24 protein-coding genes are annotated in these 25,220 nt (G+C 33.4%); 7 read left to right on the forward strand and 17 right to left on the reverse strand.

The window, feature by feature from the left end; genetic code table 11:
* From BN349_RS08690 to BN349_RS08725, 9 genes are all read right to left on the reverse strand, one after another.
* Positions 1-825 (reverse strand): transketolase, encoded by an 825-nt coding sequence (locus tag BN349_RS08690; protein ID WP_019241904.1) that lies wholly within the window; start codon positions 823-825, stop codon positions 1-3.
* 652 nt (positions 826-1,477) lie between these two features.
* Entirely contained in the window at positions 1,478-2,248 is a 771-nt protein-coding gene (locus BN349_RS08695) for an IclR family transcriptional regulator (RefSeq protein ID WP_019241905.1), read from the reverse strand.
* Positions 2,249-2,554: 306 nt separating this feature from the next.
* Positions 2,555-3,967 carry an NCS1 family transporter gene (locus tag BN349_RS08700; RefSeq protein ID WP_019241906.1) on the reverse strand — a complete coding sequence of 471 codons (1,413 nt, stop codon included), beginning with the start codon at positions 3,965-3,967 and terminating at the stop codon, positions 2,555-2,557.
* Between the two features lie 190 nt (positions 3,968-4,157).
* The gene (allB, locus tag BN349_RS08705; protein ID WP_019241907.1) at positions 4,158-5,540 is read right to left on the reverse strand and encodes an allantoinase AllB; all 1,383 of its coding nucleotides are present in this window, start codon (positions 5,538-5,540) and stop codon (positions 4,158-4,160) included.
* Between the two features lie 1,137 nt (positions 5,541-6,677).
* Complete coding sequence (locus BN349_RS26875) at positions 6,678-6,959, reverse strand: CZB domain-containing protein (protein ID WP_081591208.1); 282 nt, start codon at positions 6,957-6,959, stop codon at positions 6,678-6,680.
* Positions 6,862-7,821, reverse strand: coding sequence for a methyl-accepting chemotaxis protein (locus BN349_RS08710; RefSeq protein WP_026089245.1), 960 nt, complete (start codon positions 7,819-7,821; stop codon positions 6,862-6,864). The genes BN349_RS26875 and BN349_RS08710 overlap by 98 nt, the downstream gene beginning before the upstream one ends.
* A 253-nt stretch (positions 7,822-8,074) precedes the next feature.
* A complete protein-coding gene (locus tag BN349_RS08715; RefSeq protein ID WP_019241908.1) occupies positions 8,075-8,557 on the reverse strand; it encodes a glutathione peroxidase in 483 nt (160 codons plus the stop codon).
* Positions 8,558-8,648: 91 nt separating this feature from the next.
* Positions 8,649-9,173 carry a hypothetical protein gene (locus tag BN349_RS08720; RefSeq protein ID WP_019241909.1) on the reverse strand — a complete coding sequence of 175 codons (525 nt, stop codon included), beginning with the start codon at positions 9,171-9,173 and terminating at the stop codon, positions 8,649-8,651.
* Between the two features lie 13 nt (positions 9,174-9,186).
* A complete protein-coding gene (locus tag BN349_RS08725; RefSeq protein ID WP_019241910.1) occupies positions 9,187-10,881 on the reverse strand; it encodes a formate--tetrahydrofolate ligase in 1,695 nt (564 codons plus the stop codon).
* Between the two features lie 195 nt (positions 10,882-11,076).
* Between BN349_RS08725 and metA the strand changes: the two genes are divergently transcribed.
* Together metA and BN349_RS24825 are read left to right on the forward strand one after the other, a co-directional pair.
* The gene (gene metA, locus BN349_RS08730; RefSeq protein WP_019241911.1) at positions 11,077-11,985 is read left to right on the forward strand and encodes a homoserine O-acetyltransferase MetA; all 909 of its coding nucleotides are present in this window, start codon (positions 11,077-11,079) and stop codon (positions 11,983-11,985) included.
* Positions 11,986-12,157: 172 nt separating this feature from the next.
* Positions 12,158-13,000, forward strand: coding sequence for a hypothetical protein (locus tag BN349_RS24825; RefSeq protein ID WP_019241912.1), 843 nt, complete (start codon positions 12,158-12,160; stop codon positions 12,998-13,000).
* 107 nt (positions 13,001-13,107) lie between these two features.
* On the opposite strand, the gene mntR is transcribed toward BN349_RS24825, so the two are convergent.
* Together mntR and trhO are read right to left on the reverse strand one after the other, a co-directional pair.
* Positions 13,108-13,536 carry a transcriptional regulator MntR gene (gene mntR, locus BN349_RS08740; protein WP_019241913.1) on the reverse strand — a complete coding sequence of 143 codons (429 nt, stop codon included), beginning with the start codon at positions 13,534-13,536 and terminating at the stop codon, positions 13,108-13,110.
* 222 nt (positions 13,537-13,758) lie between these two features.
* Entirely contained in the window at positions 13,759-14,709 is a 951-nt protein-coding gene (gene trhO, locus BN349_RS08745; protein ID WP_019241914.1) for an oxygen-dependent tRNA uridine(34) hydroxylase TrhO, read from the reverse strand.
* Between the two features lie 411 nt (positions 14,710-15,120).
* Here trhO and BN349_RS08750 point away from each other — a divergent pair, with 411 nt between their 5' ends.
* Positions 15,121-15,657, forward strand: a complete 537-nt coding sequence (locus BN349_RS08750; RefSeq protein ID WP_019241915.1) for an NADPH-dependent FMN reductase — start codon at positions 15,121-15,123, stop codon at positions 15,655-15,657.
* 281 nt (positions 15,658-15,938) lie between these two features.
* Here the strand turns inward: BN349_RS08750 and BN349_RS08755 are convergent, their stop codons facing one another.
* Both BN349_RS08755 and BN349_RS08760 read right to left on the reverse strand, forming a co-directional pair.
* Positions 15,939-18,098 (reverse strand): type IA DNA topoisomerase, encoded by a 2,160-nt coding sequence (locus BN349_RS08755; RefSeq protein WP_019241916.1) that lies wholly within the window; start codon positions 18,096-18,098, stop codon positions 15,939-15,941.
* 144 nt (positions 18,099-18,242) lie between these two features.
* Positions 18,243-19,046: an aminoglycoside N(3)-acetyltransferase gene (locus BN349_RS08760; RefSeq protein WP_019241917.1), complete on the reverse strand. Its 804-nt coding sequence runs from the start codon at positions 19,044-19,046 to the stop codon at positions 18,243-18,245.
* 115 nt (positions 19,047-19,161) lie between these two features.
* Between BN349_RS08760 and BN349_RS08765 the strand changes: the two genes are divergently transcribed.
* Positions 19,162-19,422, forward strand: a complete 261-nt coding sequence (locus tag BN349_RS08765) for a DUF2573 family protein (protein WP_019241918.1) — start codon at positions 19,162-19,164, stop codon at positions 19,420-19,422.
* Between the two features lie 271 nt (positions 19,423-19,693).
* Here BN349_RS08765 and BN349_RS08770 read toward each other — a convergent pair whose 3' ends face one another.
* From BN349_RS08770 to BN349_RS08780, 3 genes are all read right to left on the reverse strand, one after another.
* A complete protein-coding gene (locus BN349_RS08770; protein WP_019241919.1) occupies positions 19,694-20,701 on the reverse strand; it encodes an HD-GYP domain-containing protein in 1,008 nt (335 codons plus the stop codon).
* 77 nt (positions 20,702-20,778) lie between these two features.
* Complete coding sequence (locus BN349_RS08775; RefSeq protein ID WP_019241920.1) at positions 20,779-20,982, reverse strand: zinc-finger domain-containing protein; 204 nt, start codon at positions 20,980-20,982, stop codon at positions 20,779-20,781.
* Positions 20,979-21,650 (reverse strand): ribonuclease H family protein, encoded by a 672-nt coding sequence (locus BN349_RS08780; RefSeq protein ID WP_019241921.1) that lies wholly within the window; start codon positions 21,648-21,650, stop codon positions 20,979-20,981. Before BN349_RS08780 ends, BN349_RS08775 begins: the two co-directional genes overlap by 4 nt.
* Before the next feature lie 567 nt (positions 21,651-22,217).
* Between BN349_RS08780 and BN349_RS08785 the strand changes: the two genes are divergently transcribed.
* From BN349_RS08785 to BN349_RS08795, 3 genes are all read left to right on the forward strand, one after another.
* The gene (locus BN349_RS08785) at positions 22,218-22,910 is read left to right on the forward strand and encodes a queuosine precursor transporter (protein ID WP_019241922.1); all 693 of its coding nucleotides are present in this window, start codon (positions 22,218-22,220) and stop codon (positions 22,908-22,910) included.
* Between the two features lie 257 nt (positions 22,911-23,167).
* Entirely contained in the window at positions 23,168-23,578 is a 411-nt protein-coding gene (locus tag BN349_RS08790; RefSeq protein ID WP_019241923.1) for a reverse transcriptase-like protein, read from the forward strand.
* Positions 23,571-24,494, forward strand: coding sequence for a DMT family transporter (locus BN349_RS08795; RefSeq protein WP_019241924.1), 924 nt, complete (start codon positions 23,571-23,573; stop codon positions 24,492-24,494). Before BN349_RS08790 ends, BN349_RS08795 begins: the two co-directional genes overlap by 8 nt.
* Before the next feature lie 53 nt (positions 24,495-24,547).
* Here the strand turns inward: BN349_RS08795 and BN349_RS08800 are convergent, their stop codons facing one another.
* Positions 24,548-24,817 (reverse strand): DUF6123 family protein, encoded by a 270-nt coding sequence (locus BN349_RS08800; RefSeq protein ID WP_019241925.1) that lies wholly within the window; start codon positions 24,815-24,817, stop codon positions 24,548-24,550.
* Positions 24,818-25,220: the final 403 nt, after the last annotated feature.

The raw sequence follows: 25,220 nt of genomic DNA on the forward strand, positions 1-25,220 counted from the left end.
TTAATTCAACTCCTTTAATGCAAGTTCTAATTGTTCATCATTAGGTGCTAAACCATGCCAATCATGGGTGTCTTCCATAAATGAAATTCCTTTACCTTTAACAGTGTGAGCTAAAATAGCTGTAGGCTTTCCTTTTGTTCGTTTAGCTTCTCTAAAAGCTTCATCTACTTGATCTAAATCATGTCCATCTATTTCAACTACATGCCAACCAAATGCTCTGAACTTATCTCCAAGATTTTTTACACCTTTAACATTTTCAACAAAATCATCGAGCTGAATTTTATTCCAATCAATAATGGCACATACATTATCCAAATTATAATGAGCTGTTGTCATTGCTGCTTCCCAAACTTGCCCTTCTTGTAATTCTCCATCTCCGATCATGACATAAGATCTTCTAGAGTTCTTATCATGCTTTGCTGCGAGTGCTACTCCATTCGCTACTGATAGCCCTTGACCTAAAGAACCTGAAGAAACATCAACACCAGGTATGTGCTCACCACATGGATGACCATGAAGTCTTCCATCAACATCTCTAAACGTCATGAGTTCTTCTACAGGAAAAAACCCCTTCTCTGCTAAAACGGAGTAGTATACAGGTGTACAATGACCTTTAGATAAGAAGAAACAATCACGATCTTCCCAATCAGGATTATTAGGATCAACCTTCATATGTTCATTGTAGAGAACCGTTAATAGTTCAGTTGCAGATAGCGAACCACCAGGATGACCACTTCCTGCATGGTGAGTCATTTTTACAATGTTACGACGAATTTTTTTAGTTAATTCAGCTAGATCTTTTTTCTTTTTAGTTAATAATGACATTCTTTTCACTCCTTCTTTTAGTTGTTTAATAAGCAACTATGTTTCTTTTTTAGTTTAAAAAAAGAGAAAGTATTTTACTAATTCCTCAATACGCAACATTGTTTCTTTTTATTAAATAGTAAAAAGAAATGTATTTCGTGTTGTATGATGAACAACTAATAGATTATGTTAAAAAAACAGTAAATAAAAGCCTTTAAGTTGTTTATTAAGAAACCTCGTTCCTTAATTTAAAGATTAGCATCATTATCAGAAAATTTCAATACCTTTTTCGATATTTTTCCATAAAATGTATTTTTTAAAACTAGTCTTAATTAAAAGGCTATTTTGCATACTTTTGTGCCCTATGGACAAGTAATGAATATAGGCTGAGTTGAATTCAGTTCCAAGATGCTCGCTTTCTGTGGGACGGCGGTGAGATCGCAGGTTTCTCTCACCTTTCGCTCCATTCGACTATTTATACTATATTTATTCAGATAACTTATTTAAAAACAACAATCTTTTAGAAAATAGCCTCTTAAAAAATTATTGCTGTCGTATTCAATATTTAATTGTAATTCGGTTCTATGACATACAGAATTCTCTCCTACTCGACTTTACATCGAATTAATAAAACTTATTAAAAAAGAACAAGCTAGCTAATGGCTAACCTGTTCTAAAAAGTTTCTTTCTTTGTATCTCTATATCCCATTCGATTTGAAATTTTTTCACCGATTTCTTTAATTAATGGACTTAATTCAATTAAGCGCTTATCAGTCATCCTAAAAGACGGTCCTGAAATACTAACTGCTGCAGTTATACTACCTCTATTATCGAATACTGGAGCAGCTATACAAGTGATGCCTGGCTCATTTTCTTCTATTTCGACTCCATAGCCTTGGTTTCTTATTTTTCTCAATTCAATTAAAAAACTTTCTTTATCTACGATCGTATTCTCCGTATGCTTTGGCAAACCTGTTTTCTCAAGAATAGATATTACTTCTTGAGTAGGTAAATAAGCTAAAATGACTTTCCCCACACTCGTACAGTGAACAGGAGCTCTTCTTCCTACTTTAGAATGAGTACGAAGCGTTTCATTTCCCTCTAACTTCTCAATATATACTACTTCGCCTTGATCAAAAACAACTAAATGGATTACTTCATTCGTTAATGCTTCTAACTCCTCAAGGAAAGGCTTTGCTTGTGAACGTAAGTCAATAGACTCCAATAGCATAGAGCTTAACTCTAAATACTTATAACCAAGTTTATATTTTTTGGTTTCAACGTCTTGTTCTATAAAACCATGGCTAACGAGGGTACTTAGTAATCTAAAAATGGAACTTTTATTTAATTCAAGGTGAGATGCTAACTCTGTAACACCTAAACCTTCTTTACTTTGACTCACTAAAGTTATAATTGTCAAAGCTCTGTCAACAGATTTAACCATTTTTATCCTCCAATAATAATAGACTATATGATAAACCATTATAACACAGTTATATAAATGTTCAGAAAAAAATCATTCAATAGATAATACTATTTTCTATACACATCATAGATAAATGAGTAAAACCCTTGAATTATTCTACTAAAATTCAAGGGTTTCTCCTTAGCAATCAATAAACCTTATTAGATTAATCTTATCATGTTCGAGATTTATCATATACTCTTTTATCAAATAAAAAGGAATACCCAAGGTTACTTAGGGCTTCCTCTTCTTAATCTCTAGCTTATAGATTTGATTATCAATAGGTTACTCAAAAATCGTGCCCTTTTTAAATTTTGAATCTTTGAAGGCAAACTTCATCAGAACCATATAAGAAATACCTGCCACGATAAAACCAACGATCCATGCTAATTCTACTTGAATAAATGCAGCTCCAGCTCCAATAAGCATAGCAATTAAAGCACATGGATTGAAACCAGCAAATTGACCATCTTCTTTATATAATTCTGCAATATCTACTTTTTTCTTTCTTAAAATATAGTATTCAACTAATAGTATAGAAACAATCGGTCCTAAAAACGCAGAATAAATAAGAATGAACATTCCAAGCCCTTTTGCCGATGAGTCTTGAACAAGTACCCATGGAAAAGAACCAAGAGCTAGTAATCCTGTTATAATAACAGCTGGTTTATATTTAAGTTTTGTAAGTAGGGTAATTACATACGCCGGTGGAATAATGTTAGCAACCATGTTAACAGCAATTGCCCCTATAACAATAAATGCGGATACCCCTGCTGTAATGTAAGGATTATCTACAACAATAGCAAAAGCCTTTACTGGATTTGAAATACCCGTAGCAGAAGCAAGCATTGCTCCAATTGTAAGAACGAAACCGTATGCTATAACAATTGGTGAAAAGTATAAAAATCCACGTTTAGAATCGCTAATACCTGTTTTCAACTCTCTTGAATAATCGGCAGCACTTAAAAAAATTGCTGCATAATTCCCTAAGAACATCATAATAAATCCAAAGAACGGTAGACCCCATGAGCCTTTCGTATGAACCCAATTATCAGCAATAACATCGCTGTATGAAGTTAGTAAAATTCCAAATACATAAACTAGCGCTAGCATAATGATAAGAGAAGCAAGAGTTTCTACCCATGCTACCGCATGAAAGCCATACATGGATAATACAATTTGTATCAGCTGTATGACAACAAAGCAAATGACTACACTATCAAATGAACCTCCTGTAATAATCTTTGCAATTTCATTTAAAGCAGTTCCCCCTATCCAGCTTTGAAATCCATACCAAACGATGGCAGGTATACCACGCATAAGAGATGAAATAATAGAACCTTTTATTCCAAATGACATACGTAATTGTACAACATAGGGTATACCAGTTTTGTAACCCAATCTGTCATTAAGAGCAAAAATCGTGGAAATGATTGCAATGGCTATAGCAGCCGCAACAAATGTTTGAAAAATATTTAGTGTAGCAACTCCTGCCACAATCAAACTAGCACCCAACGTCATATTTCCTAGGTTAACTCCATCTCCTATCCACATAAACATATAAGGGATTGGTCCAACTGTTCGCGTTTCCCTGGGTTTCGGCTTTAACGATTCATCCACACTCACCTCAAAATCGATGTAAGCTTCTTGATGAACCTGTGTATCTTTAGGAACGTAACTTTCTAAATTTGTAGACATTGTACACCCAACTCCTTTTATTGGTTTGCCACATTTTTGCTTTAAACTTACTAATATACTAATAGGCTTTTAAACAATTGACATAACCGTTGGTGCTCAAAGGATGTGTTACTTCTACTAGATGTTAGATATTAGTCACTTTTATTGCCAAAGTAAGGCCACGTAATCAAAATGAACTCAAAATCATGAATTAAACTTCAATCAATCGATTCTTTGATGATATAAATTGGCCAACAGGCTTATCTACAATACCTTCAACTGAATCGAATACTAAATGACCTCTGACAAATGTTTTAGTCACACGACAATTTATAGTTCTTCCTACATATGGACTATGCTTATGACGATAATATAAATTTTCCGCTTGTACGGTATATGTTTCATTCGGATCTAAAAGGATGATATCAGCATCTTTTGAAAGCTCGATACTTCCTTTTGCATCCAAATGAAAAATTTCTGCAGGTTTTGTTGCAATCATACTTACAAAATCCACCACAGATATATTTCGTTTCTTAACTGCCTCATCGAACATTAAATCGACATTATTTTGACAGCCACTAATTCCTCCCCAAACTTCAAATATGTTGTTTGTTACACTTTCCTTCATATTTGGAGGACATGGTGAGTGGTCAGATGTTAAAATATCAACTTTCCCTTCCTCTAATGCCTTCCATAATTTATTTTGTTCTTCCTTATTTCGTAAAGGTGGTGAGCATTTCGCAAGAGGTCCAATTTCTTCAAAAAGATCAGTGTCTATCGTAAAGTAATGAGGACATGATTCTATTGTTACCTCTTGACCTTCCTCTCTTGCACGAAGAATAACCTCAACAGCTTCCGCACTACTAATGTGAACAAAATGCAATTTACATCCTGTTTCTTTTCCAAAGAGTAAAGCACGTTTTACCGCATCTACCTCTGTAAAAACAGGACGAGATTCCACATAATCTGTTGCTGTCAGTTTTCCTTGTTTGATTTTTTCTAGTGCTAGCTGATCCGTAATTTCTGCGTTCTCAGCATGAATGGATAAAATATGCCCTAAATCAGCTAGTTTCTTCATTCCTTGATAAAGAGTATAGTCATCGACATTCTTAAAATCACCGACTTCCTCTGTTCCACAAGTAGCCATAAAACATTTATAAGCTACAACACCTTCATCAGAAAGATCCTCTAAATCATCTATGTTTCCAGGAACTAAGCCTCCATATAAAGCATAATCTACATAAGTTTTTCCTTTGGCAGCTTCTAATTTTAACTGTAAGGATTCTTTGTTAGTTGTTGCTGGAAGAGTATTTAATGGCATATCAATAAATGAAGTTGTGCCGCCAGCAGCGAGTGCTTGAGTACCTGTTAAAAATCCTTCCCATTTTCTACTACCTGGTTCACAAATATGAACATGTGCATCCACCATACCTGGCATAACGTATTGATAGGATGCATCTATTATTTGATTTGCATTTGCCTGAATATTATAAGCAATCTCGACAATTTTACCGTCTTTAATACCAATATCGAGCTGTTCTACCTTATCTTTTAATACAACATCTCCATTTTTAATAATCAAATCAAACTTCATTTCCTCTCTCTCCTTTTATTATTTTTTAATTATTCTGAATTTTCAATACAAAAATATTTTGTTTCTTCTTCCTAAAAATGTGAGTATGCTAATTATGTTTGATTTTTTTAAAATTGTGAATATAAAAGAATAAGTCCCAAACATTGAAAATCCTATCATGTACCAATTCATTGATAAAACATAATAAGTGAAGTTCTCTTAGGATTTACTAAAATCCAATAAACACGTTATGTCCAATTGGCCTTCGATTTGATTGTGTTATTATTTATGATTTTTGAAATAATCGATGAAGAATTGTAAGAAGGTTATATTTTCGTAAATTGCATTTGAAAACGCTATGTTAATGTTTATTGATGATAATGGCTGCAATCCATATACTTTCCGTCGGCGAGTGCCTGATCTTCTTACTTGATTCTCTAACGGGAGCCTCACGTATTTGCAACGCTTTATTATTTTTACAATAGGAACAATAACAAAGTCTCTGAAGAAAAGTAAACTTGCTTTTAAACTGGTATGATTATGTTCTTGATGAAGGAATCGGTGATGGATGTTACGAGAGTATAAGGGTAGATATTATGTCAACCTAACGAGGTAGTTGAATTACACCAACAATGGTCCTTAAAATAGTAGTCAATTCTGTTAGTTTGTTTATAGTATAGGTATATTTAGCCATAACATAAGGAGGTTACATTTATATAATCTTGTTCTTTAACTTCTAAATAATAGAAGTTAAATAGGAAACTATCTCTTGTCCTTATAGAAAAATAGTTTATGTTTAATCATTTAAAAGCTTTCCTTTAATACCCCCTTCTTCATAAAGTTGACAAGCTACGAAAGTGTTAACAAACAAAAAAAGACAAAATCACTCTTCTTTTATTTTAATATGTCAAAAAATCCTCCTTTAACGAAGTAAATACCACACTAATGTTGTTTAATAAACAACATCGTTCCTTAATTAAACAATAGGTTAATTAAGTTAAACTGATTTTATCAGAATTTTGTATAACTAGCAATATTATTCTAATGCTTCTATATTATTTTTTATTCAAACATCAAAACACTACAAGACAATAGGTTCTTATGCATGATAAAAAAAGCCTATTCTATAAGAATAAGCCCTTTATTTGTATTCGACTTTTACTTACATTCATTTATTAATTCTAAAAAAGAATGCAAAATCCTACCAGATGAATCTAGCAATTTTCTCGTATTAACGACAGTACATTGGTGAACGAAGCTCTCAGCATCTTCATGAAATGCTATATGATCTTGGTAAATTTGCTTAAATGATGACAAATGACCATATTTTTCTTTATCTTCCTCACACCATTTTCCAAATTGACAATCGGTATGTGATGACACTTTTTTTGATCTGTTCAGCATTTTGAACAATATTGCGCAAAAAGTCTGCATGATCATTTAAACGAGCTGCTAAAATGATCTTATCATTTTGCTTTTCATCTATTTGAATATGTGATTCCATGGTTTGATACAGGTCCTTCATATGTAAACGTAACTTCTCACTAAATTCAGAGGACTCATGAAGCTCATGTGTTATTTCCATAATAGATGCTGAAGCTTCGTTTTGATTTTCGATCGCAGCATTTAACTCATGAATGGCTGAATTGGATAATTGGATTTGATCGATATTTTCTTCTAGTGCTTTATTTAATACAGCTGTTTGATTAATAAATTTAGTTACATTATTCTGCAATGAAGTTAGAGAATGATCCGTATTATTAGAGCTCTTTTCAACATTTCTTGCTACTTCAGATACTTTAACTACTGAATCTTTTGTCTGCGAGGAAAGTTTACGAACTTCATCAGCTACTACAGCAAAGCCTTTACCACTCTCACCTGCTCGAGCAGCTTCAATTGAAGCATTTAATGATAATAAATTTGTTTGTGCTGCTATGTCCGCTATGTCATTTGTTATGGAATCTATTTGTGAAATTCTATTATGTAACTGTGTAGAATTTTCTAAAACACTTGAAATAGACATTTGAAAATCATTTTTCAAATTGTTTAAATCAGAAAGTTTATTTAAATTATCATCGTTACTTAGTGATAGCTGATCCATTGTATTACTAATATGATTTATCGCAGCGGTAATTTCTTCAGACGATGCAAATGTTTCATCACTTATGGATGTTAACCGGGTTGCCATTTCATTTTTAAGCTGTGATTCAAAGCAAATCAATTCTGTATGAGCTAATGTAAAGGATAAAAAAGCTTTAACAGTTTCCCTTTCAGCTTCTATTTGTAACAATTTACTTTCCATTCGTTTTTGCTCATTTAAAAGGTTTGCAAATTTGCATTTTCATTTTGATCTGGCTGTATATCTATGCTTTCAGTCTTTCTCCAAAACATTTGTAAACCCCCCTATTTTCCCTCTATCACTATATTTTACTTGATATTCTACAATAACAACAATAAAGATTCTAAATAGTTAAAAAATACCAAAAAGAGGATTCCTGGATAGGAAAACCAGGAATCCTTCTTTGTGTAAAATAGCATTTTCTTAGATGTAGAAATCATGTATTTAGTAGTTTTTTTATTTCCTCTTCAAAATCAAACGGTTTTGTTTGAGGAGAAAATCTTTTCACAACATTTCCTTCTCGATCAATTAGAAATTTGGTGAAATTCCATTTTATACCTTTAGAACCCATAACTCCAGGTGCTTCAGTTGCTAAATAACGAAATAGCGGATGAGCATTCTCTCCTTTTACAGCAATTCTCGAAAACATAGGAAATGTAACGCCATAATTTAGTCGACAGAAACTATCAATTTCCAGCTCGTCTCCAGGCTCTTGATTCATAAATTGGTTACATGGAAAGCCTAAAATAATGAATCCCTTTTCTTTATAGCGTTCATACAATGTTTGCAATTGTTCATATTGGGGTGTAAATCCACACTTACTAGCCGTATTTACGATAACAATAACGTTACCCTTATATTGTTCTAACGATATTTTTTCCCCGTTAATAAGAGAAGCTTCAAAATCAAAAACTGTCATAATTAATCGCCCCTGACATTGATCTACTTAATTATTATAAAGTAAAGATATCATTTTACATAATAAAGCACCTTTTTAACGTGGTTGATTCTTACTTTACATGAGTTAACATCTTTAGCGATTGAATACTATAATCAATCAGTTCGTATAAATTTTCCGCTTGATCTTCTGTTACAATTCTTTGGAATGAAACGATGCTTTTCCATGAATAATGGGTTATCTCTCCATTTACATAGTGGAGGGACGTTTTTGTTTCAACTCTACGATCTTTCCCCCATATTTCTAGCAATTCGGAAGTAATATTTTCGACTTTACCTGAAAGTACTTCTTCTTTTTGCTGTGAAAAAAATTGAATCTCAATATACGCACCGGCAGCCTTTTCATCTTCTAACATTATTTCTCCTGCTAGAAGTTCAATGTTGGAGCTAACAACTATACCAGCTGTTATTTCGGCATTATTCACTAGTTGAAACTGAATTTCAAAGTTCCTCGAAAGGATGGAAAGATCCACTATTTCCGCTCGATTAACAACTTTTATATCTCCAGTAAAATCAGCATCATAAACCGAGCCTTCTACAATAATTTTAAAATTTTCATATGCTGTGGGATCAAACATATTTTTTCCTCACTTAAAATAGCCCAACAGCTTGGCCATTCTCACCAACATCCATATTTAAGGCAGCTGGAGACTTTGGTAAACCCGGCATCGTCATCACATCACCAGTCAATGCGACAATGAATCCAGCTCCAATACATGGTTTTAACTCTCTCACGGTAATCGTGAAATCTGTAGGCATTCCTAGTTTTTGTGGATCATCTGAAAGTGAGTATTGTGTTTTTGCCATACATATCGGCAAATTACTCCATCCATTTGCTTCGATATCAACTAATTGTTTTTTAGCGGATAGTGAAAATTCCACATCTTTTGCACCGTAAATTTTCTGAGCAATGGCTTTAATTTTATTTTCAATTGTATCACTTACATCATATAAGTAAGTAAATTCATTTTCATTTTTTTCAATTAAAGAAACAAGTGTTTCAGCTAAACGTACTCCACCTGCCCCACCTTTTTCCCATACCTCGGTAAGTTCATATTGAATACCATGTTGTTGGCACAGCTCATTGAAAGCTGCAATTTCTTCAGAGCTATCTGTAACAAATCGATTTAACGCAACAACAAATGGTAATCCAAAAGAGGCAATATTTTCACAATGCTTTTGAAGGTTTTTAAAACCATTTTGCAGTGCTTCAACATTTTCCTTAGCTAAATCTTTCTTACCAACTCCACCATGCATTTTTAATGCACGAATTGTTGCAACAATGACCACAGCATCCGGTTTCATATTTGCACTTCTAGATTTAATATGTAAAAACTTTTCCGCACCTAAATCTGCACCAAACCCAGCTTCTGTTACAACATAATCTCCCAATTTACGAGCCATTTTTGTAGCAATGACACTATTACATCCATGAGCGATATTTGCAAAAGGTCCTCCATGAACAAAAGCAGGTGTATGTTCAATAGTTTGAACTAAATTTGGAAGAATGGCGTCTTTTAATAAAAGAGTCAAAGCACCTTCTACACCTAAATCTGCCACTGTAATTGGTTTTCTTTGATATGTATAACCAATTACTATACGTGCTAATCTTCTTCTTAAATCTTCTATGTTTTCTGCTAAGCATAAGATTGCCATAATTTCAGAAGCAACCGTAATATCAAAACCATCTTCACGTGGAACCCCTTGAACGGGTCCACCTAAACCAATTACGACTTTTCTAAGTGCCCTGTCATTTAAATCAACAACTCTTTTCCAAACGATTCTTCTTTGATCAATTTGCAATTCATTTCCTTGATGTATATGATTATCAATCATTGCAGCTAAAGCATTATTAGCAGTTGTAATAGCATGTAAATCTCCAGTGAAATGAAGGTTAATCTCATCCATCGGAAGTACTTGTGCATATCCTCCCCCACAAGCTCCACCTTTAATGCCCATTACTGGACCTAAAGAAGGCTCACGCATGGCAATCACAGCTTTTTTACCAAGCTGATTCAACGCATCTCCAAGTCCAACAGTTACAGTCGATTTCCCTTCACCCGCGCTTGTTGGATTAATGGCTGTTACAAGGATCAGTTTTCCTTCTGCTTTGGTACTTGGCTTACTTAATACATCTAGTGAAACCTTTGCTTTGTACTTCCCATACATATCGTATTCTTCAACATCCAAATGTAACGCCTCAGCTATATGTGAAATATGTTCCATTTGGGATTCATTTGCAATTTCTAAATCACTTTTGTACGTTTTCGTTGTTGATTTACTCATAATAGCCTCCTATACATTTACCCTTTTCACCATAATTGTACCACGACAAATGATTATTGCTTATTATATTATTGAACAAACAAAGATTTATATATTCAAAAAAATCAAAATATAATGGTTGAAACTTTGGTAAATACTTCTTTATAATGTCTATAATGTTTAATCTTCAATGATAAGTAATGAGGAGGCTTTTAAATGCCAATAAAAATTCCACAAGCATTACCGGCAAAAGATATATTAGAAAGTGAAAATATATTTGTTATGGGGGATGATCGGGCTAGTACCCAAGATATTCGTCCATTAAATATATTAATCGTAAATATAATGCCTGAGAAAGAAAAAACAGAGGCTCAATTATTACGATTACTAGGTAATACACCGTTACAAGTAAATATAACATTTTTAAAAATGGAGACACACGAGTCCAAGAACACAAGTAAGTATCATCTAGACCAATTTTATCAAACCTTCGATGAAGTCAAGCATAGAAAATTTGATGGAATGATTGTTACTGGTGCACCGGTAGAAAAGCTCGCTTTTCAGGATGTAAACTATTGGGCTGAGCTTAGTAAAATTATGGATTGGTCTAAACGAAATGTTACTTCGTCTTTACATCTTTGTTGGGGAGCCCAAGCCGCTCTGTATCATCATTATCAAATTGACAAAATAGAATTACCGAAAAAATGTAATGGAGTATATTTACATGAAGTCCTTAAAAGTAATGAAAAATTAGTACGAGGCTTTGATGATGTTTTCTTTGCACCTCACTCTCGATATACCGATGTATTCTCTAACGAAGTGGCTGCGCATCCAGATTTATTAATTCTAGCAACATCTGAAGAAGCTGGCATTTATATGATAGCATCCAGAGACGGAAAACATATCATGATTACAGGACATCCTGAATATGAGTCAGATACATTATTACAAGAATATGAAAGAGATCAAAAAAAGGGAATGGACGTAGAAATACCAGAGCATTACTTTCCTAACAATGATCCGTTAAAAAAACCGGCTCATAAGTGGCGCAGCCATGCAAGCTTATTATTTTCTAACTGGCTAAACTATTATGTTTATCAAGAAACACCGTATCAATGGGATTGAAAGTATAAGAATTTTTAAAAAATTATTAACCGCTATAAAAATACTTTAAAATGGAACGCCTGAGTCTTCAGGCGTTTTTTATCCCCTTACTGACATTAATAGAACAAGTTCCACTATCTTAAACATTTTCATATTTTGAATATCAATAAACTAAAACGATTAGGGTGATTTTATGGATATTAATCAAAATACGGAAAACTATGCTTATACTAATGATTTATCTCAATACGCAACTTCTGAGACATATGGTGAGGGATCATTCCCTTACAATGAACCCCATCCATACATTTATTCAAATCCACATCAGCAACAATTAGATCCACATCGCTATCCACCCTCTCCTATTATAGAAATTGGCTGGCAACCTGCTGGAGGATGGAATCCTAGTGGTGGATCGATGCCTGGCGGTGGACCAATGCCTGGTGGTGGACCGATGCCTGGTGGTGGAATGATGCCTGGTGGTGGAATGATGCCTAGTGGTGGATCGATGCCTGGTGGTGGAATGATGCCTGGTAGTGGAATGATGCCTAGTGGTGGACCGATGCCTGGTGGTGGAATGATGCCTAGTGGTGGATCGATGCCTGGTGGTGGAATGATGCCTGGTAGTGGAATGATGCCTGGTGGTGGAATGATGCCTGGTGGTGGAATGATGCCTGGTGGTGGACCGATGCCTGGTGGTGGAATGATGCCTAGTGGTGGAATGATGCCTGGTGGTGGAATGATGCCTGGTAGTGGAATGATGCCTGGTGGTGGAATGATGCCTGGTGGTGAACCGATGCCGATGCCTAGTGGTGGACCGATGCCTAGTGGTGGACCGATGCCTGGTGGTGGAATGATGCCTGGTGGTGGAATGATGCCTGGTGGTGGAATGATGCCTGGTAGTGGAATGATGCCTGGTGGTGGAATGATGCCTGGTGGTGAACCGATGCCTAGTGGTGGGTGGAACCCTGGTGGTGGATCGATGGCTGGCGGTGGATGGAATCTTGGCAGCGGACCAATGCCTGGTGGAAGATAATTAGAAAATTCAATAAAACGTTAGACAAAAAACATCTTTCTTTAGAAATAAAAAAATCATTTCTAAAGAAAGATGTTTTACATAAGGAATTTTCATGAAGTTTTCATTTATTCATTCGATTGTTCATTCATTTTTTGTATTTTTTCAAGCTCTCTCACTCTACTTAAATCTTCCTCAAAATACTGCACAAGATCTCCCACTCGATCGATTGAGTCCCAGCTTAGATGATGTTCAATCCCTTCAACATCTTGGTATATATTCTCTTCCTTCACGCCAATGATACGAAGAAGTTTTTCTAATAATTCATGTCTATATACGAGTCTTTTTCCAATCTTTTTACCTTTAGTAGTTAATATAAGTCCGCGATATTTTTCATAAATTAAATAATCTTCATGATCTAGCTTTTGCACCATTTTTGTAACAGAGGATGGATGAACATTCAGATTTTCAGCAATATCTGATACTCTGGCATATCCTTTCTCTTCAATCAATATATATATTTGTTCAATATAATCTTCCATACTAGGTGTAGCCATCCTGTATCCTCCCATTCAAAAACTATCAAATAAATTTTACTATAAATATGGTTTAATCTCAAGGAAGGACAAGATAATCACTTACTTACACCCTCGATAAAGAAATACCTATCTACTTTTTCATTCTTACTACTAAATTAGGTTATATATGCTAAAAAATAAAGGGCATCTAAAAAGTTAATTGTAACTCATTTTAGATCACCCTTATTAATCCATTATAAATTATGATAATTTGTTTAATCTTTCAAGGACTTCCTCTTTAGATAATTGATGTTCAGCAACATATCTATTCCTTGGATGAGCACTACATTCAATAGTACATCCTCTTAAATGTTTATGTTCATTTTCTTCTGAACAAAGGATTTGTCTATTACACTCTGGATTACCACAATTCACGTATCTCTCACATGGCTCATTTGTAAAATGGTCTCTCCCAATAATAACGTGCTCCTTACGATTGACAGGTACACTGATACGCTCATCAAATACATACAGTTTACCATCCCAATTTTCTCCTTGCACTACAGAGTCTTTACCATATACAACAATACCACCGTGCAATTGGCTAACATCTTTAAAACCTTCTTTTAGTAACCAACCTGAAAATTTTTCACAACGAATACCGCCCGTACAATAGGTTAGGATTTTCTTATCCATAAACATTTCTTTATTTTCTCTCACCCATTGTGGCAAATCTCTAAAATTACGAATATCTGGTCTTATAGCACCTTTAAAGTGTCCTAAATCATATTCATAATCATTTCTTGCATCAATTACAACCGTATCCTCTTGCTTCATCGCTTCATAAAATTCCAGCGGGCTTAAATATTGCCCTGTTATTTCATTTGGATTTATATCATCTTCTAATTTAAGAGTCACAATTTCTTTTCTTGGTCGAACATGCATTTTCTTAAAGGCATGACAATCTGCTTCATCAATCTTAAACACAATTTTGTTAAAAAGAGGATGTTTTTTCATCATGTCCATGTATTGGTTTGTTTGACTCACTGTTCCCGAAACCGTTCCATTAATTCCTTCGCTACCTATAAGTATTCTTCCTTTTAAACCAAGATTTTTACAGAATTGCAAATGCTCCGCCGCCAATTCTTCAGGATTTTCAATCGGCACATATAAATAATACAATAATACTCTATATTCTTTTATTTCAATCATTATTCTACCCCTTTAATTCATAACTGTTACACTTTAATTTACTACTATTTCAACTATGGGAAAATTATTAACAATCGGAAAGCACCTCAAAATATTAAAGGTTTAATAGGATAATTGCAAATCATCCGATTCAAGTGTGATAGAATCCATAAAAATGCTTCTTCAAGTTCAATAAACTGACAATTTCGAAAGTAGCATGTATAATTCATTTGGAACTTGTTACATTTATCCAGACTATTATATTTCTTTAATCGATTGACTGTAATTATTCATTATAGATTTAATAATTACTATAAATCCCTTTTAGAAATGTTTTAGCAAAATAATGACAACTATACGATATGCATCGTTCATTTTAGATGTTTATTAGACTTTAACAGATAAGCTAAATGATTTTAGGAGGAGATTTCATTGAAAATTGTAGGACTATCAGGATCAGTCATTGGAGCAAAAACAGCATTAGCTGTTAATGAAGTACTATTGGCAGCGCAGAAACAGCATCCAGAAATTGAAATAGAATTAGTGGATTTACGCGACTATAACGTAGAACTTGTCGTTGGTAAACCTTTTCTAAATTACAACGGAGACACACAAACGGTAGTAAATAAAATTATAAACGCAGATATCTTAGTAATAGGAACACCAATCTATCAAGCATCTATTACCGGTGTATTAAAAAATCTATTTGATCACTTACCAACAGACGCACTTCAATCAAAGGTTACAGGGCTTTTAACAACTGCTGGATCAGAAAAGCATTTCCTTGTATTAGATACACAATTAAAACCCATTCTTTCTTTTTTCAAAGCAAATATTGCCGCTAATAATGTATTTGTTCATAATAGCTGCTTTAATAAAGAAAATGAAATTATTAACGAAGATGTAAAAAATCGGATAGAGCTTTTAGCTGAAGAACTAGTATTTATGCAAACGAAATTACACTGCTAGTAAACTCTATACACATATTATTTCAAAGTAAAATGAAGAAGGCGTTCCAATATATTTGAAACGCCTTCTTCATTTTTTTGCTCAGTTAAAACTCACTGTCAATCTAGGGAAAAACAATCGCTTTCCAAGGACAGTTCGTGATCTTCCTCGTTCGCTACAACTCAATGTGAAACTGATTTCCCGCAGGTATCTCGCTATTTTCGCCACCTTTGTATCAAAATCAACCAAAAAGTTTAACAGAGCTACTTTTTTATATAAGCATTTAATAAAATTGCGATTTATTATTCAGGCTGTTTATCTAAAAACTCCATTTTCCAACCAAAGTAGTCGTTATCCGTGTTCTTTTCATACTTCATTATCGCATCAAATTTATTTCCTTTTTTACTGGTTAAACCTTTTACTAATACTTTTCCGTCCTTTAATAAATGCTTAACCATCGTTTTTGTTGGTTTCTTTTTCATCGATGCTAAGAATTTATCATTTTTCCAAATAACATATTTACATCCGTTTTTCCAATTTGTGCAGCCAAAGCCTTTCTTCCCTTCCATAACTGGATTCGAACATAGTGGACACTTTCCAAGAAAATCAGCTTTACTTGCTTCACTAGGCTTAGATGTAACGGTTTGTAAAACAACATCTGCATCACTTTTAATCATTTGAACAGATTTTTGTGTGAAATCACAAATAAAATTGATAAACACTCCTCTACTCACTTGCTTTTTTTCCATATCATATAGAGCTTTTTCTAACTTACCTGTAAATTCCAAATCAAAAAGTTCTTTTACTGGAAACGTTTCAACCATTTTAATTCCAAGATCACTACAAATTAAACTTTTATCTTGAGAGTATATATAACCAATATCTTTTAACTTTTTGATTGTTTCTGCTCTGGTTGCTGCAGTTCCAATACTAAAACCGCTTAACACGGCTTCTTCCTCATCGTAGTTTTTTCCACATGTCTCCATGATACGTAATAGCGTTTTTTCAGTATGATGTTTAGGTGGCTTCGTTTCATGGGAACTAACGTCTGCTTTTATAATGTCAAGGAGTTCATTTTCTTCAACAAATGGAAGGACATTTTCTTTTGATTCAATTTTCTCTACTTGTCGCCAACCTTCAACAATTTGAACTCGCCCTTTTGCTGTAAACATCCCTTTCACATGATCATTCTTCATTTTGATATTAACTCTTGTTTCTTCGTGCTCAGCAATTGGCATAAACTGCATGACAAAGCGATTTTTCACAGCATTATAGACGATTTGTTCATCAGAAGATAGCGATTTTGGGACAAGATATGTTGGAATGATGGCACTATGACTTTCAACCTTTTTGTTATTGAATAATCGCTTTGTTACAGCAAATTTTATTTCGTTTTCATATGGTAAACCCCGTTTTACAGCATTCAATACTTTGGCTGCTCGATCGACCAAGCTTTCTTCAAGCGCTGTACTTGCAGTACGAGGATAGGTAATGTACTTTTTTTCATATATAGATTGAGCTACCTTCAATACCTTGTCTGCTGTCCACCCTTTATATTTATTTGTAATATAACCTTGTAAATTCGACAAATTGAATAAGAAAGGTGGATATTCTTTTTTTCGTTCAACCTGCTTTTGTAAGACCATACCTTGTGAATTCATAATTTCACGATGTACTTCTTCTAATGTATCCTTACATGTAAATTTCTCTTCTTTGTCTTCCTCATATGTAGCAACGAGCTCTTCACCTTTAGCTGTTTTAAAAGTTGCAGCTAATTTAAAATATTTTTCGGGCACAAAATTTTCAATCTCTTTATCACGATCATAAATGATTTTCAAAGTGGGCATTATGACTCGACCAATGTTTAAAACTTTTCCTCTTCCTTTTTGATACTTCAAGGTTGCAACTGAGGTTAAATTAATTCCAATTAACCAATCTGCCCATTGTCTACTTACCCCAGCATCTTGTAAGGAACGTAATTCCGTATTTGGTCGTATTTTTTGTAATCCTGCATTTACTTCATCAGGTGTCCATTCATTTAATAGCAGTCGATACACCTGTTTTGGAGCTTTAATATGATAAATAATACTATCTCCAATTACTTGTCCTTCTCTATCAAAATCACATGCAGAAATAATGGAATCTACATCATTTCGAAATAATAATGATTTAATAATAGAATACTGTTTCTGGGCTCCGCTGTCGGGTTTATCTCTATTTTTGGGGCTACTTTTAATTTTGTATTGAAACTTTTCTGGAATAAACGGAAAATGATCCATTTGCCATCTCGCCATTTTCTCATCATAATCTTTAGCATCATATAACTGAAGTAGATGACCGAAAGCCCAAGTAACAATATATTGTTCTCCCTCATAATAGCCGTCACTTCTCTTTTTTATGTTTAATGCATCCGCAATATTTTTCGCAACGGAAGGCTTTTCTGCTATTATTACTGCTTTCATTCACTGTACCTCCACTATCTATCTTTCACCTAGTCTAGTATACATAATCATATTATTGTTCAAATAGGTGTAAAGAAACATTCCTATTCAAATGATATACTAAAATAAAAGAAGATAATAATAAAAATTATGACCAAAGTGATTTCATTTTTGGCTATTCTTCCAACTTTCTAGCCATACCGTTCCGAAATCCACTAATTGCCTCATTGGAATCAGTCTACATTCTGCTTTACCAACTTTCCCCACACTAATAGAATATTGCTTTTCAAAATCACATCCAATTTCATTAAATCGATCTGAATCGTAAATAAAATCCTCATATTCCTTCCACACCCTAACCCCATTTTCTAAAACAGGAGAACCTTGATGGATAGTAAAACAGGCATTAGCACGGCACTCTGACAAATGTAGGGAAGTATTATTCTCATAATCTACTCCGATTAATAATATATAGGCTCCTATATCATATAATTTTTGTAGTGGTGACTTTTCGCAAAGTGAAAAATCTAAAGAATGTTCTTCGATAATATACTGTTTATTATTTCCCCAAGCAGCGAAGCTCACCGTTGGATGAGAAGACCTTATTACACCGTCATAAGTCCGAAAACATTCAACAATTTTCCCCATAGCCATTGTTGGAGTCGTCCTTGGGTCATAAGCTGGCATTTCATTTCGAATGATTTCCCACCACTCTTTAGGTACAGGAGGGTTTTCCCAAAAAGCCGGATCGCTTAAATCACCAGATTGAGTTGGCATTACGATTGTTCCTTCAGAGCCAACAGTAGCCATTAATGCTTCAATTACTGCGACTGGTCCTCCACAAACATACCCAAGTGATTTTAAAGAGGAATGTACTATGATTGTCATACCATTCTCCAAACCTAATTTATTAAAATCTTTCTTTAAGCTATCAATTGTATTTGGATGTTTCTGATCTTTATATACCATTTTTTCTCCATCTCCTTAAACACTGTTGACCTATCTTTAATTATAAGGTATTTGTTTATTATGATATAAATATGGTAAACTTTTACATCATTCACAAAGGAGAGGGCGATAAAAGATGAATAGTCAATTTGATGATCAATTCCAAGCTCTAATTAGTAAGTACACCGAACTTCTAGTAGGAGAATCGACTGATGATTTACAAGCTAAAGTAACAAAATGGGCTCTTTACAGTCATATTGCTAAATCAATGCCTGCCTTAATCAATCATTGGAATGCGGAATTTCCTTCTGCCAAAAGCGACATAAAGAATATGATGATGGAAATTAAAGAACTAAATGCACAGCACCGAAATCAATCTAATAAGAAATTGGAATAACAGGAATATCCAAAATAAATAAGGGGCAGTCTGAAAAAATCTTTTTTCAAACTGCCCCTCTACTTTTTGTTCTTTACATTTTTCAGATGAATTTAGTGTGAGTGTGTTCTTACTTTCTAAAAAAACATATGCTTTTCTTTCATTTACTCTTTGATTAATTTAAGAAGTACTATAAAAAATAACATAAAATTAAAGAGGATGTCCTTCACTTTTTAGTTTTTGGACACCCTCTATATGTTTATATGATAAGCATTGCTACCACCATATTATGTTACATTCTAAAGACTTTCTCTATACGTACATCCATTTCATTTCGTAAATCAATAAATTCTTTGTTTTCCAATTGAACGATTGAATACACAGGATTATATGGATGATTCATAATAATATTACCAATTCTTCCGTCCGTTAATCTAACTTGTTTTCCAACCAATGTTTCCATTATTCGTCGCAGAAACACAACAAGTATATTCGGATCGAATTTTCCATAAACATTATTGTTCATTTCTTTTATTACCTGATAAAACGGTGTTGCCTTTCGATAAACACGGTCAGATGACATCGCATGAAAAACATCAGCAACAGCAACGATTTTTGCATATGGATGTATTTGAGAACCTTTCAGGCGAAAAGGGTATCCCATTCCATCTTCTCGTTCATGATGCTGTAGTGCTGTTACTGCAATCGATTCAGATAAATTAGGCGTCTTTTTTAATAATTCATAACCATAAATGGTATGCTGTTTCATCTTCTTATATTCCGTTTCCGTTAGCTTGCTTGCTTTTTGCAAAATCTGAGTAGGAACCTTTGTCTTTCCTATATCATGGAGTAAACCTGCTAACTCAACTTCGCGTAATACTTCTTCATTTAGCCCTAACCATTTGCCGATAAGACCAGAAATCACACCGACACAAATATTATGTCGATACGTATATTCATCCTTTTTATGTAGTGTCTCAAACAAATGAAAAACATGTGGAATTTCTGTAGCTTCATTTATAATAGGAATAATGTCATTCTGAATCTCTTTAATCGGTACCTCGTCATTCGACTTGATATATTGAAACATTTCTGAAATTTGCCCTGATGCTTCTTCTACTTTTTTTGAGATTTCCTCTATTTTGACCTTTGGATTTATATAATTATCATAATATCGACTCGTTTTTTCTGTTGAAACATCAACTTCAATATCTTTAAAGTCTATTAATAATTGATCAATTTCATCTAATGTTAAAGGAATCAATTCTCTCTTATATGGCTTCTCATTATTAATAGGCATACAATCACGCCATCCCTTTTTCTCTCTATTTTACCAATTTCAAGAAAGCAAATCCATTTAATTTGTCAAAATAATCATTATTTACTATTTTTTTGATTTAAAGATATGCCAAATGTCCTAAGTTTTTCTCCAACTGTACATGAAGATAAACAAAACTGATGTGCTTTATTTCTTCCAAATTCCTTTCTGTGATATCGATATAAAAAACAATCTGTACAATACATGGTTAATGTTTCTTCGACTTGCTCTAATAATTCTTTACGTTCATTATTATTTGTCATAGCTCCTCCTTTTTTTCCAATTGAATCGTACTATTTACTAGCTTTCCATCTAAAGCTTGCGTAGCTAAACTATCCGCTTCTTTATTTTCTTTTCTTGTAATTGGACTATAAACAGCTTTTATACCCATTTTCTTTATCTTATCTTCAATTCGATCCAACCAACGGTTTAGCACATCATCAAAGCAAGCCCATTCACCGGATAGCTGATTTAATACAACATGAGAATCTCCTTTAAATTCACATGTTTGATGATGAACTCCCAGTTCTTCTAGTATACATATACTCTCATACATAGCTGCATATTCCGCTTCATTATTTGATTCTAGCTGTATAAGCTGCTTATTTACTCGATTACGAAATAACTTTCCATTCTTCGAATAGTATACAACAATGCCTAACCCTGATATCCCTTCATCCCGATCAAATCCACCGTCAAAATAAATCGTAATATCCTGAGGTTCATCTTCTATTTCTTTTAATAGCTTCGTTAGTTCTTTTTTGCTCCATGTAACCTCACGTTCATCAAAAAATTCTATCGCTGATACCCTTCCTGTTCTTTCTAAATCCTCACAAATTACTATCGCTTCTTTCGCATTCATCCTTGAAGAATGAAAAGTACACATTGGTTTTTTGGGTGATTTATATTTCCATACAATATATACTTCCATCGAGATAGACCCCCATTATTCAATTCATTAATCTTCACTAACATTACTGACTTATTACATATGTTTACCAATAAGATTATTTAAAAACCATCATTAACTTTGGTAGCTAAAATCTTCATGAATACATTTAATAATAGCGTATTTTGAAGGAATGCTTAAATACAATTATTAATGATTTTCCTATCACCTGTATTCACTGCGTATAAGTGATGAGACCCTTTAATGAACAAATTGTATGCTCACCAATTTCTAAAAGCACCCAAATTCAATAGAAACATCGAAAAGAACTATAAAATGAATTAAAAAGGACATCATACAAAACAAGAATAAATTTCGTTATATCCTTAAATTACTTATTCATATAATTGTTGTATTCTTTCTTAAACTACAATATTATTATTAATGTTGTTTAAAAAAGGATGGCTTTTATTAAATGGCCAAACATAGGTATTTATAAGGAATGATTTGTAGTTCTTCAAGTATGCAGTAATACTGGTCATGACTTTTCACAACAACATCATTACCGCGGTTCGAAAACTCCCGCGTTATCAAAACTAGGAGGAAATCATGTTTAATGAATTTTTTGGTTTAGGATTTTTGGTAGTAAATTTTGTCCTTGTCCTTCTCATTTACCGTATTTTCGGAAAGACAGGACTATTTGTATGGATTGGCTTTTCAACAGTTATGGCCAATCTTCAGGTTGTCAAAACAATAGAAATCTTTGGATTAACTGCAACATTAGGAAACGTTATGTATGGAAGTGCTTTTCTTGTAACAGACATTATAAATGAACGTTATGGAAAAGAAGAAGCCAAGAAGGCAGTGTGGCTAGGTTTCTTTACTCTTTTAACAATGACTGTTATTATGCAGATGGTACTCATGTTTAATCCAGCTCCAGACGACTTTGCACAGCCCCATTTAGAAGGCATTTTTGGTTTATTACCACGAGTTGCTCTAGGTAGTCTCGCTGCTTTTATTATTAGTCAGCATGTAGATGTTCACTTATTTTCATGGATACGCTCTAAATTCCCAACTGATGCACAATTTTGGATTCGTAACAACGGTAGCACATTAATCAGTCAATTTATTGATACTTTAGTATTTACAAGTATCGCATTTATTGGTGTTTATCCTTTCGAAATATGGGTTGAGATCTTCATTACGACATATATATTGAAATTTATCGTTTCTGTACTAGATACTCCTTTTGGATATATAGCAAAACGTTTTAAATTTAAAGAAGAAATGAAGGAAGCATAATAGCTTCCTTTTTGTTTTTCTTGTTAAATTTTTTTCATCCCCAAAATACAAATCTTTCTTAGAGAACTATCTTCATTGAATAGATACAATCAATCCCTGGGAGGACTTGACGAGCAGGCTCGATAGAAATATTATTTCAATATTATATTCTTTCTGATATTTTTTCACATACTCATATCCTGGGTCCTGTCTTTCCCTTTTAAAATGAGTAAATTTACTATAAGATGAATATTAATACATACTTTAGGGGGCAAAAAATGATAGAAGTCTATATTGACGGAGCTAGTGCTGGGAATCCAGGACATAGTGGCGCAGGAATATTTTTAAAAGAGGATGGAAAAGTAGAAAGCTACTCTATTCCATTAGGCATTATGGATAATCATGAAGCTGAATATTGGGCTTTAATTAAAGGATTAGAAATATGCTGTCAGAAATCAACTTCTCATACTATTTCTTTCCGTACGGACTCTCAAGCCATATGGTCTGCAATGGAAAAAGAATTCGCAAAAAACAAAAAATATTCACCTTTGTTAGAGCAAGCTCTTTCGTTATCTAAAAACTTGCCACTATTTTTTATCAAGTGGATACCAAGTTCACAAAATAAGGTAGCAGATGAACTTGCTCGTAAAGCAATACAGCAGAGTAAGGAAGGGATCAACAATGAATAAGTCTTTAATAGCTGATATTTCACTACTACTAGTTGTCTTTGTTTGGGGTTCAACCTTTGTAGTAGTACAAGATGCAATTGAATTTTTAACACCACATAGTTTTAACGCAATAAGATTCTTTATAGCTTTCCTTGTATTATTATGCATTTATATTCTTTTTAATAAAAAAGAAAAAGAACATTTTCATTTTTCAACTATTAAATCAGGCGCATTAATTGGTTTTTGGTTATTTCTAGGCTATGCCTTTCAAACTTTAGGCCTTGTCTATACAACTCCAGCAAAAGCCGGTTTTATTACTGGATTAAGCGTTGTACTAGTGCCTTTACTTTCTTTTGTTCTGTTAAAACAAAAGCTAAATCGCAATATGATTTTCGGTATTATTTTCGCTACAGTTGGTTTATACATGATTACCATGCTTCAAGCTTCCACCTTTGGAAAAGGAGACTTTTTTGTCTTATTAGGTGCGATAAGCTTTGCCATGCATATTATTACTACCGGAAGATTCGCTAAACATTTTCATGCTATGCCACTGACAATTATTCAGATATTTACTGTATCACTTTTGTCTTTTATATGTAGTCTCATTCTTGAAAACCCTAAACAAATGTATCAGTTGGAAGTTTTATTAAAAGAAGAAGTCATTATAGGGCTTCTTATAACAGCTATATTTGCTACGGCTTTGGCATTTCTAGCTCAAACTTATTTTCAAGCTTATACTACTGCCACCAGAGTTGCCTTAATATTCGCAATGGAGCCTGTTTTTGCCGCAGTAGCTTCCTATATTTTAATTGGCGAAACATTTACTATTAGCATGATTATTGGCTGCATATTAATCTTAGCGGGTATTATTCTTGCAGAGTGGCCATCAAAAGCCGTAAGAAACTTAGAAAAGCGCTCTTTAAAAAAAATTAGCTAATCATCACTAAAAAACCCTCGTAAAATAAGTTTACGAGGGTTTACGATCTTTCTTTAGACGAATAAATTATATTGTTCAGCAAATTGTAATGCCTTCTTTCGTGTATCAATTTGGTTTTGTTTCATCATTTCTAAAAAAGAAACATAAAAACTACCGTCAAATTTCTTTTGTACCTTTAGAGTTATTTCTATAGCTGCGTTTACCATTGTATCTGAAGCACCTGTATATTCTTTTCCAAAAAAGATAAAGCCTCGAGCATCTTCACCAAACGAAAAACCTTTGAATTCTAGTTGTTCAATATAGTCTTCAACCTTCATTTCCATCGGCAACCCTTCCGTACATTTCAATTTTCTACAAATATCTTACTCTATCGACAAATAAATTTCTATGCTTTTCCAATAAAATGATTAAAAATCATTCTATTATTATGTCATTTTTTCAAACTTACACTTATCATAAATAGATATTATTTTATAGTTTACTTTTTGAAAAGAATAGGTATTAAAGTAATAATAGGAGTTCCTTTTATACCTTATTAATAATTATTATCAATAACAATACACGATTTACATATTTTAAACAATAACTATTCTCAATTAGAAAGAAAAATTATCAATTAGATTGACTTTCAAATAGTAGTTTGTTAGCCTTAATTTATTCATTATATTTTTTAAACATTTTACAATGGTTCATTGGCTAATAGTCTACTAGTAAGAAGAATGTGGC

Origin of the sequence: Bacillus sp. AP8, from assembly GCF_000321185.1 — a bacterium.
GTDB lineage: Bacteria > Bacillota > Bacilli > Bacillales > DSM-1321 > Bacillus_AD > Bacillus_AD massilioanorexius.

What these genes read in the sequence shown, in the direction of transcription:
- BN349_RS08690 (WP_019241904.1), bottom strand. Translation starts at nt 825, where the DNA reads ATGTCATTATTAACTAAAAAGAAAAAAGATCTAGCTGAATTAACTAAA.
- BN349_RS08695 (WP_019241905.1), bottom strand. Translation starts at nt 2,248, where the DNA reads ATGGTTAAATCTGTTGACAGAGCTTTGACAATTATAACTTTAGTGAGT.
- BN349_RS08700 (WP_019241906.1), bottom strand. Translation starts at nt 3,967, where the DNA reads ATGTCTACAAATTTAGAAAGTTACGTTCCTAAAGATACACAGGTTCAT.
- allB (WP_019241907.1), bottom strand. Translation starts at nt 5,540, where the DNA reads ATGAAGTTTGATTTGATTATTAAAAATGGAGATGTTGTATTAAAAGAT.
- BN349_RS26875 (WP_081591208.1), bottom strand. Translation starts at nt 6,959, where the DNA reads ATGATCATGCAGACTTTTTGCGCAATATTGTTCAAAATGCTGAACAGA.
- BN349_RS08710 (WP_026089245.1), bottom strand. Translation starts at nt 7,821, where the DNA reads ATGGAAAGTAAATTGTTACAAATAGAAGCTGAAAGGGAAACTGTTAAA.
- BN349_RS08715 (WP_019241908.1), bottom strand. Translation starts at nt 8,557, where the DNA reads ATGACAGTTTTTGATTTTGAAGCTTCTCTTATTAACGGGGAAAAAATA.
- BN349_RS08720 (WP_019241909.1), bottom strand. Translation starts at nt 9,173, where the DNA reads ATGTTTGATCCCACAGCATATGAAAATTTTAAAATTATTGTAGAAGGC.
- BN349_RS08725 (WP_019241910.1), bottom strand. Translation starts at nt 10,881, where the DNA reads ATGAGTAAATCAACAACGAAAACGTACAAAAGTGATTTAGAAATTGCA.
- metA (WP_019241911.1), top strand. Translation starts at nt 11,077, where the DNA reads ATGCCAATAAAAATTCCACAAGCATTACCGGCAAAAGATATATTAGAA.
- BN349_RS24825 (WP_019241912.1), top strand. Translation starts at nt 12,158, where the DNA reads ATGGATATTAATCAAAATACGGAAAACTATGCTTATACTAATGATTTA.
- mntR (WP_019241913.1), bottom strand. Translation starts at nt 13,536, where the DNA reads ATGGCTACACCTAGTATGGAAGATTATATTGAACAAATATATATATTG.
- trhO (WP_019241914.1), bottom strand. Translation starts at nt 14,709, where the DNA reads ATGATTGAAATAAAAGAATATAGAGTATTATTGTATTATTTATATGTG.
- BN349_RS08755 (WP_019241916.1), bottom strand. Translation starts at nt 18,098, where the DNA reads ATGAAAGCAGTAATAATAGCAGAAAAGCCTTCCGTTGCGAAAAATATT.
- BN349_RS08760 (WP_019241917.1), bottom strand. Translation starts at nt 19,046, where the DNA reads ATGGTATATAAAGATCAGAAACATCCAAATACAATTGATAGCTTAAAG.
- BN349_RS08765 (WP_019241918.1), top strand. Translation starts at nt 19,162, where the DNA reads ATGAATAGTCAATTTGATGATCAATTCCAAGCTCTAATTAGTAAGTAC.
- BN349_RS08770 (WP_019241919.1), bottom strand. Translation starts at nt 20,701, where the DNA reads ATGCCTATTAATAATGAGAAGCCATATAAGAGAGAATTGATTCCTTTA.
- BN349_RS08775 (WP_019241920.1), bottom strand. Translation starts at nt 20,982, where the DNA reads ATGACAAATAATAATGAACGTAAAGAATTATTAGAGCAAGTCGAAGAA.
- BN349_RS08780 (WP_019241921.1), bottom strand. Translation starts at nt 21,650, where the DNA reads ATGGAAGTATATATTGTATGGAAATATAAATCACCCAAAAAACCAATG.
- BN349_RS08785 (WP_019241922.1), top strand. Translation starts at nt 22,218, where the DNA reads ATGTTTAATGAATTTTTTGGTTTAGGATTTTTGGTAGTAAATTTTGTC.
- BN349_RS08790 (WP_019241923.1), top strand. Translation starts at nt 23,168, where the DNA reads ATGATAGAAGTCTATATTGACGGAGCTAGTGCTGGGAATCCAGGACAT.
- BN349_RS08795 (WP_019241924.1), top strand. Translation starts at nt 23,571, where the DNA reads ATGAATAAGTCTTTAATAGCTGATATTTCACTACTACTAGTTGTCTTT.
- BN349_RS08800 (WP_019241925.1), bottom strand. Translation starts at nt 24,817, where the DNA reads ATGGAAATGAAGGTTGAAGACTATATTGAACAACTAGAATTCAAAGGT.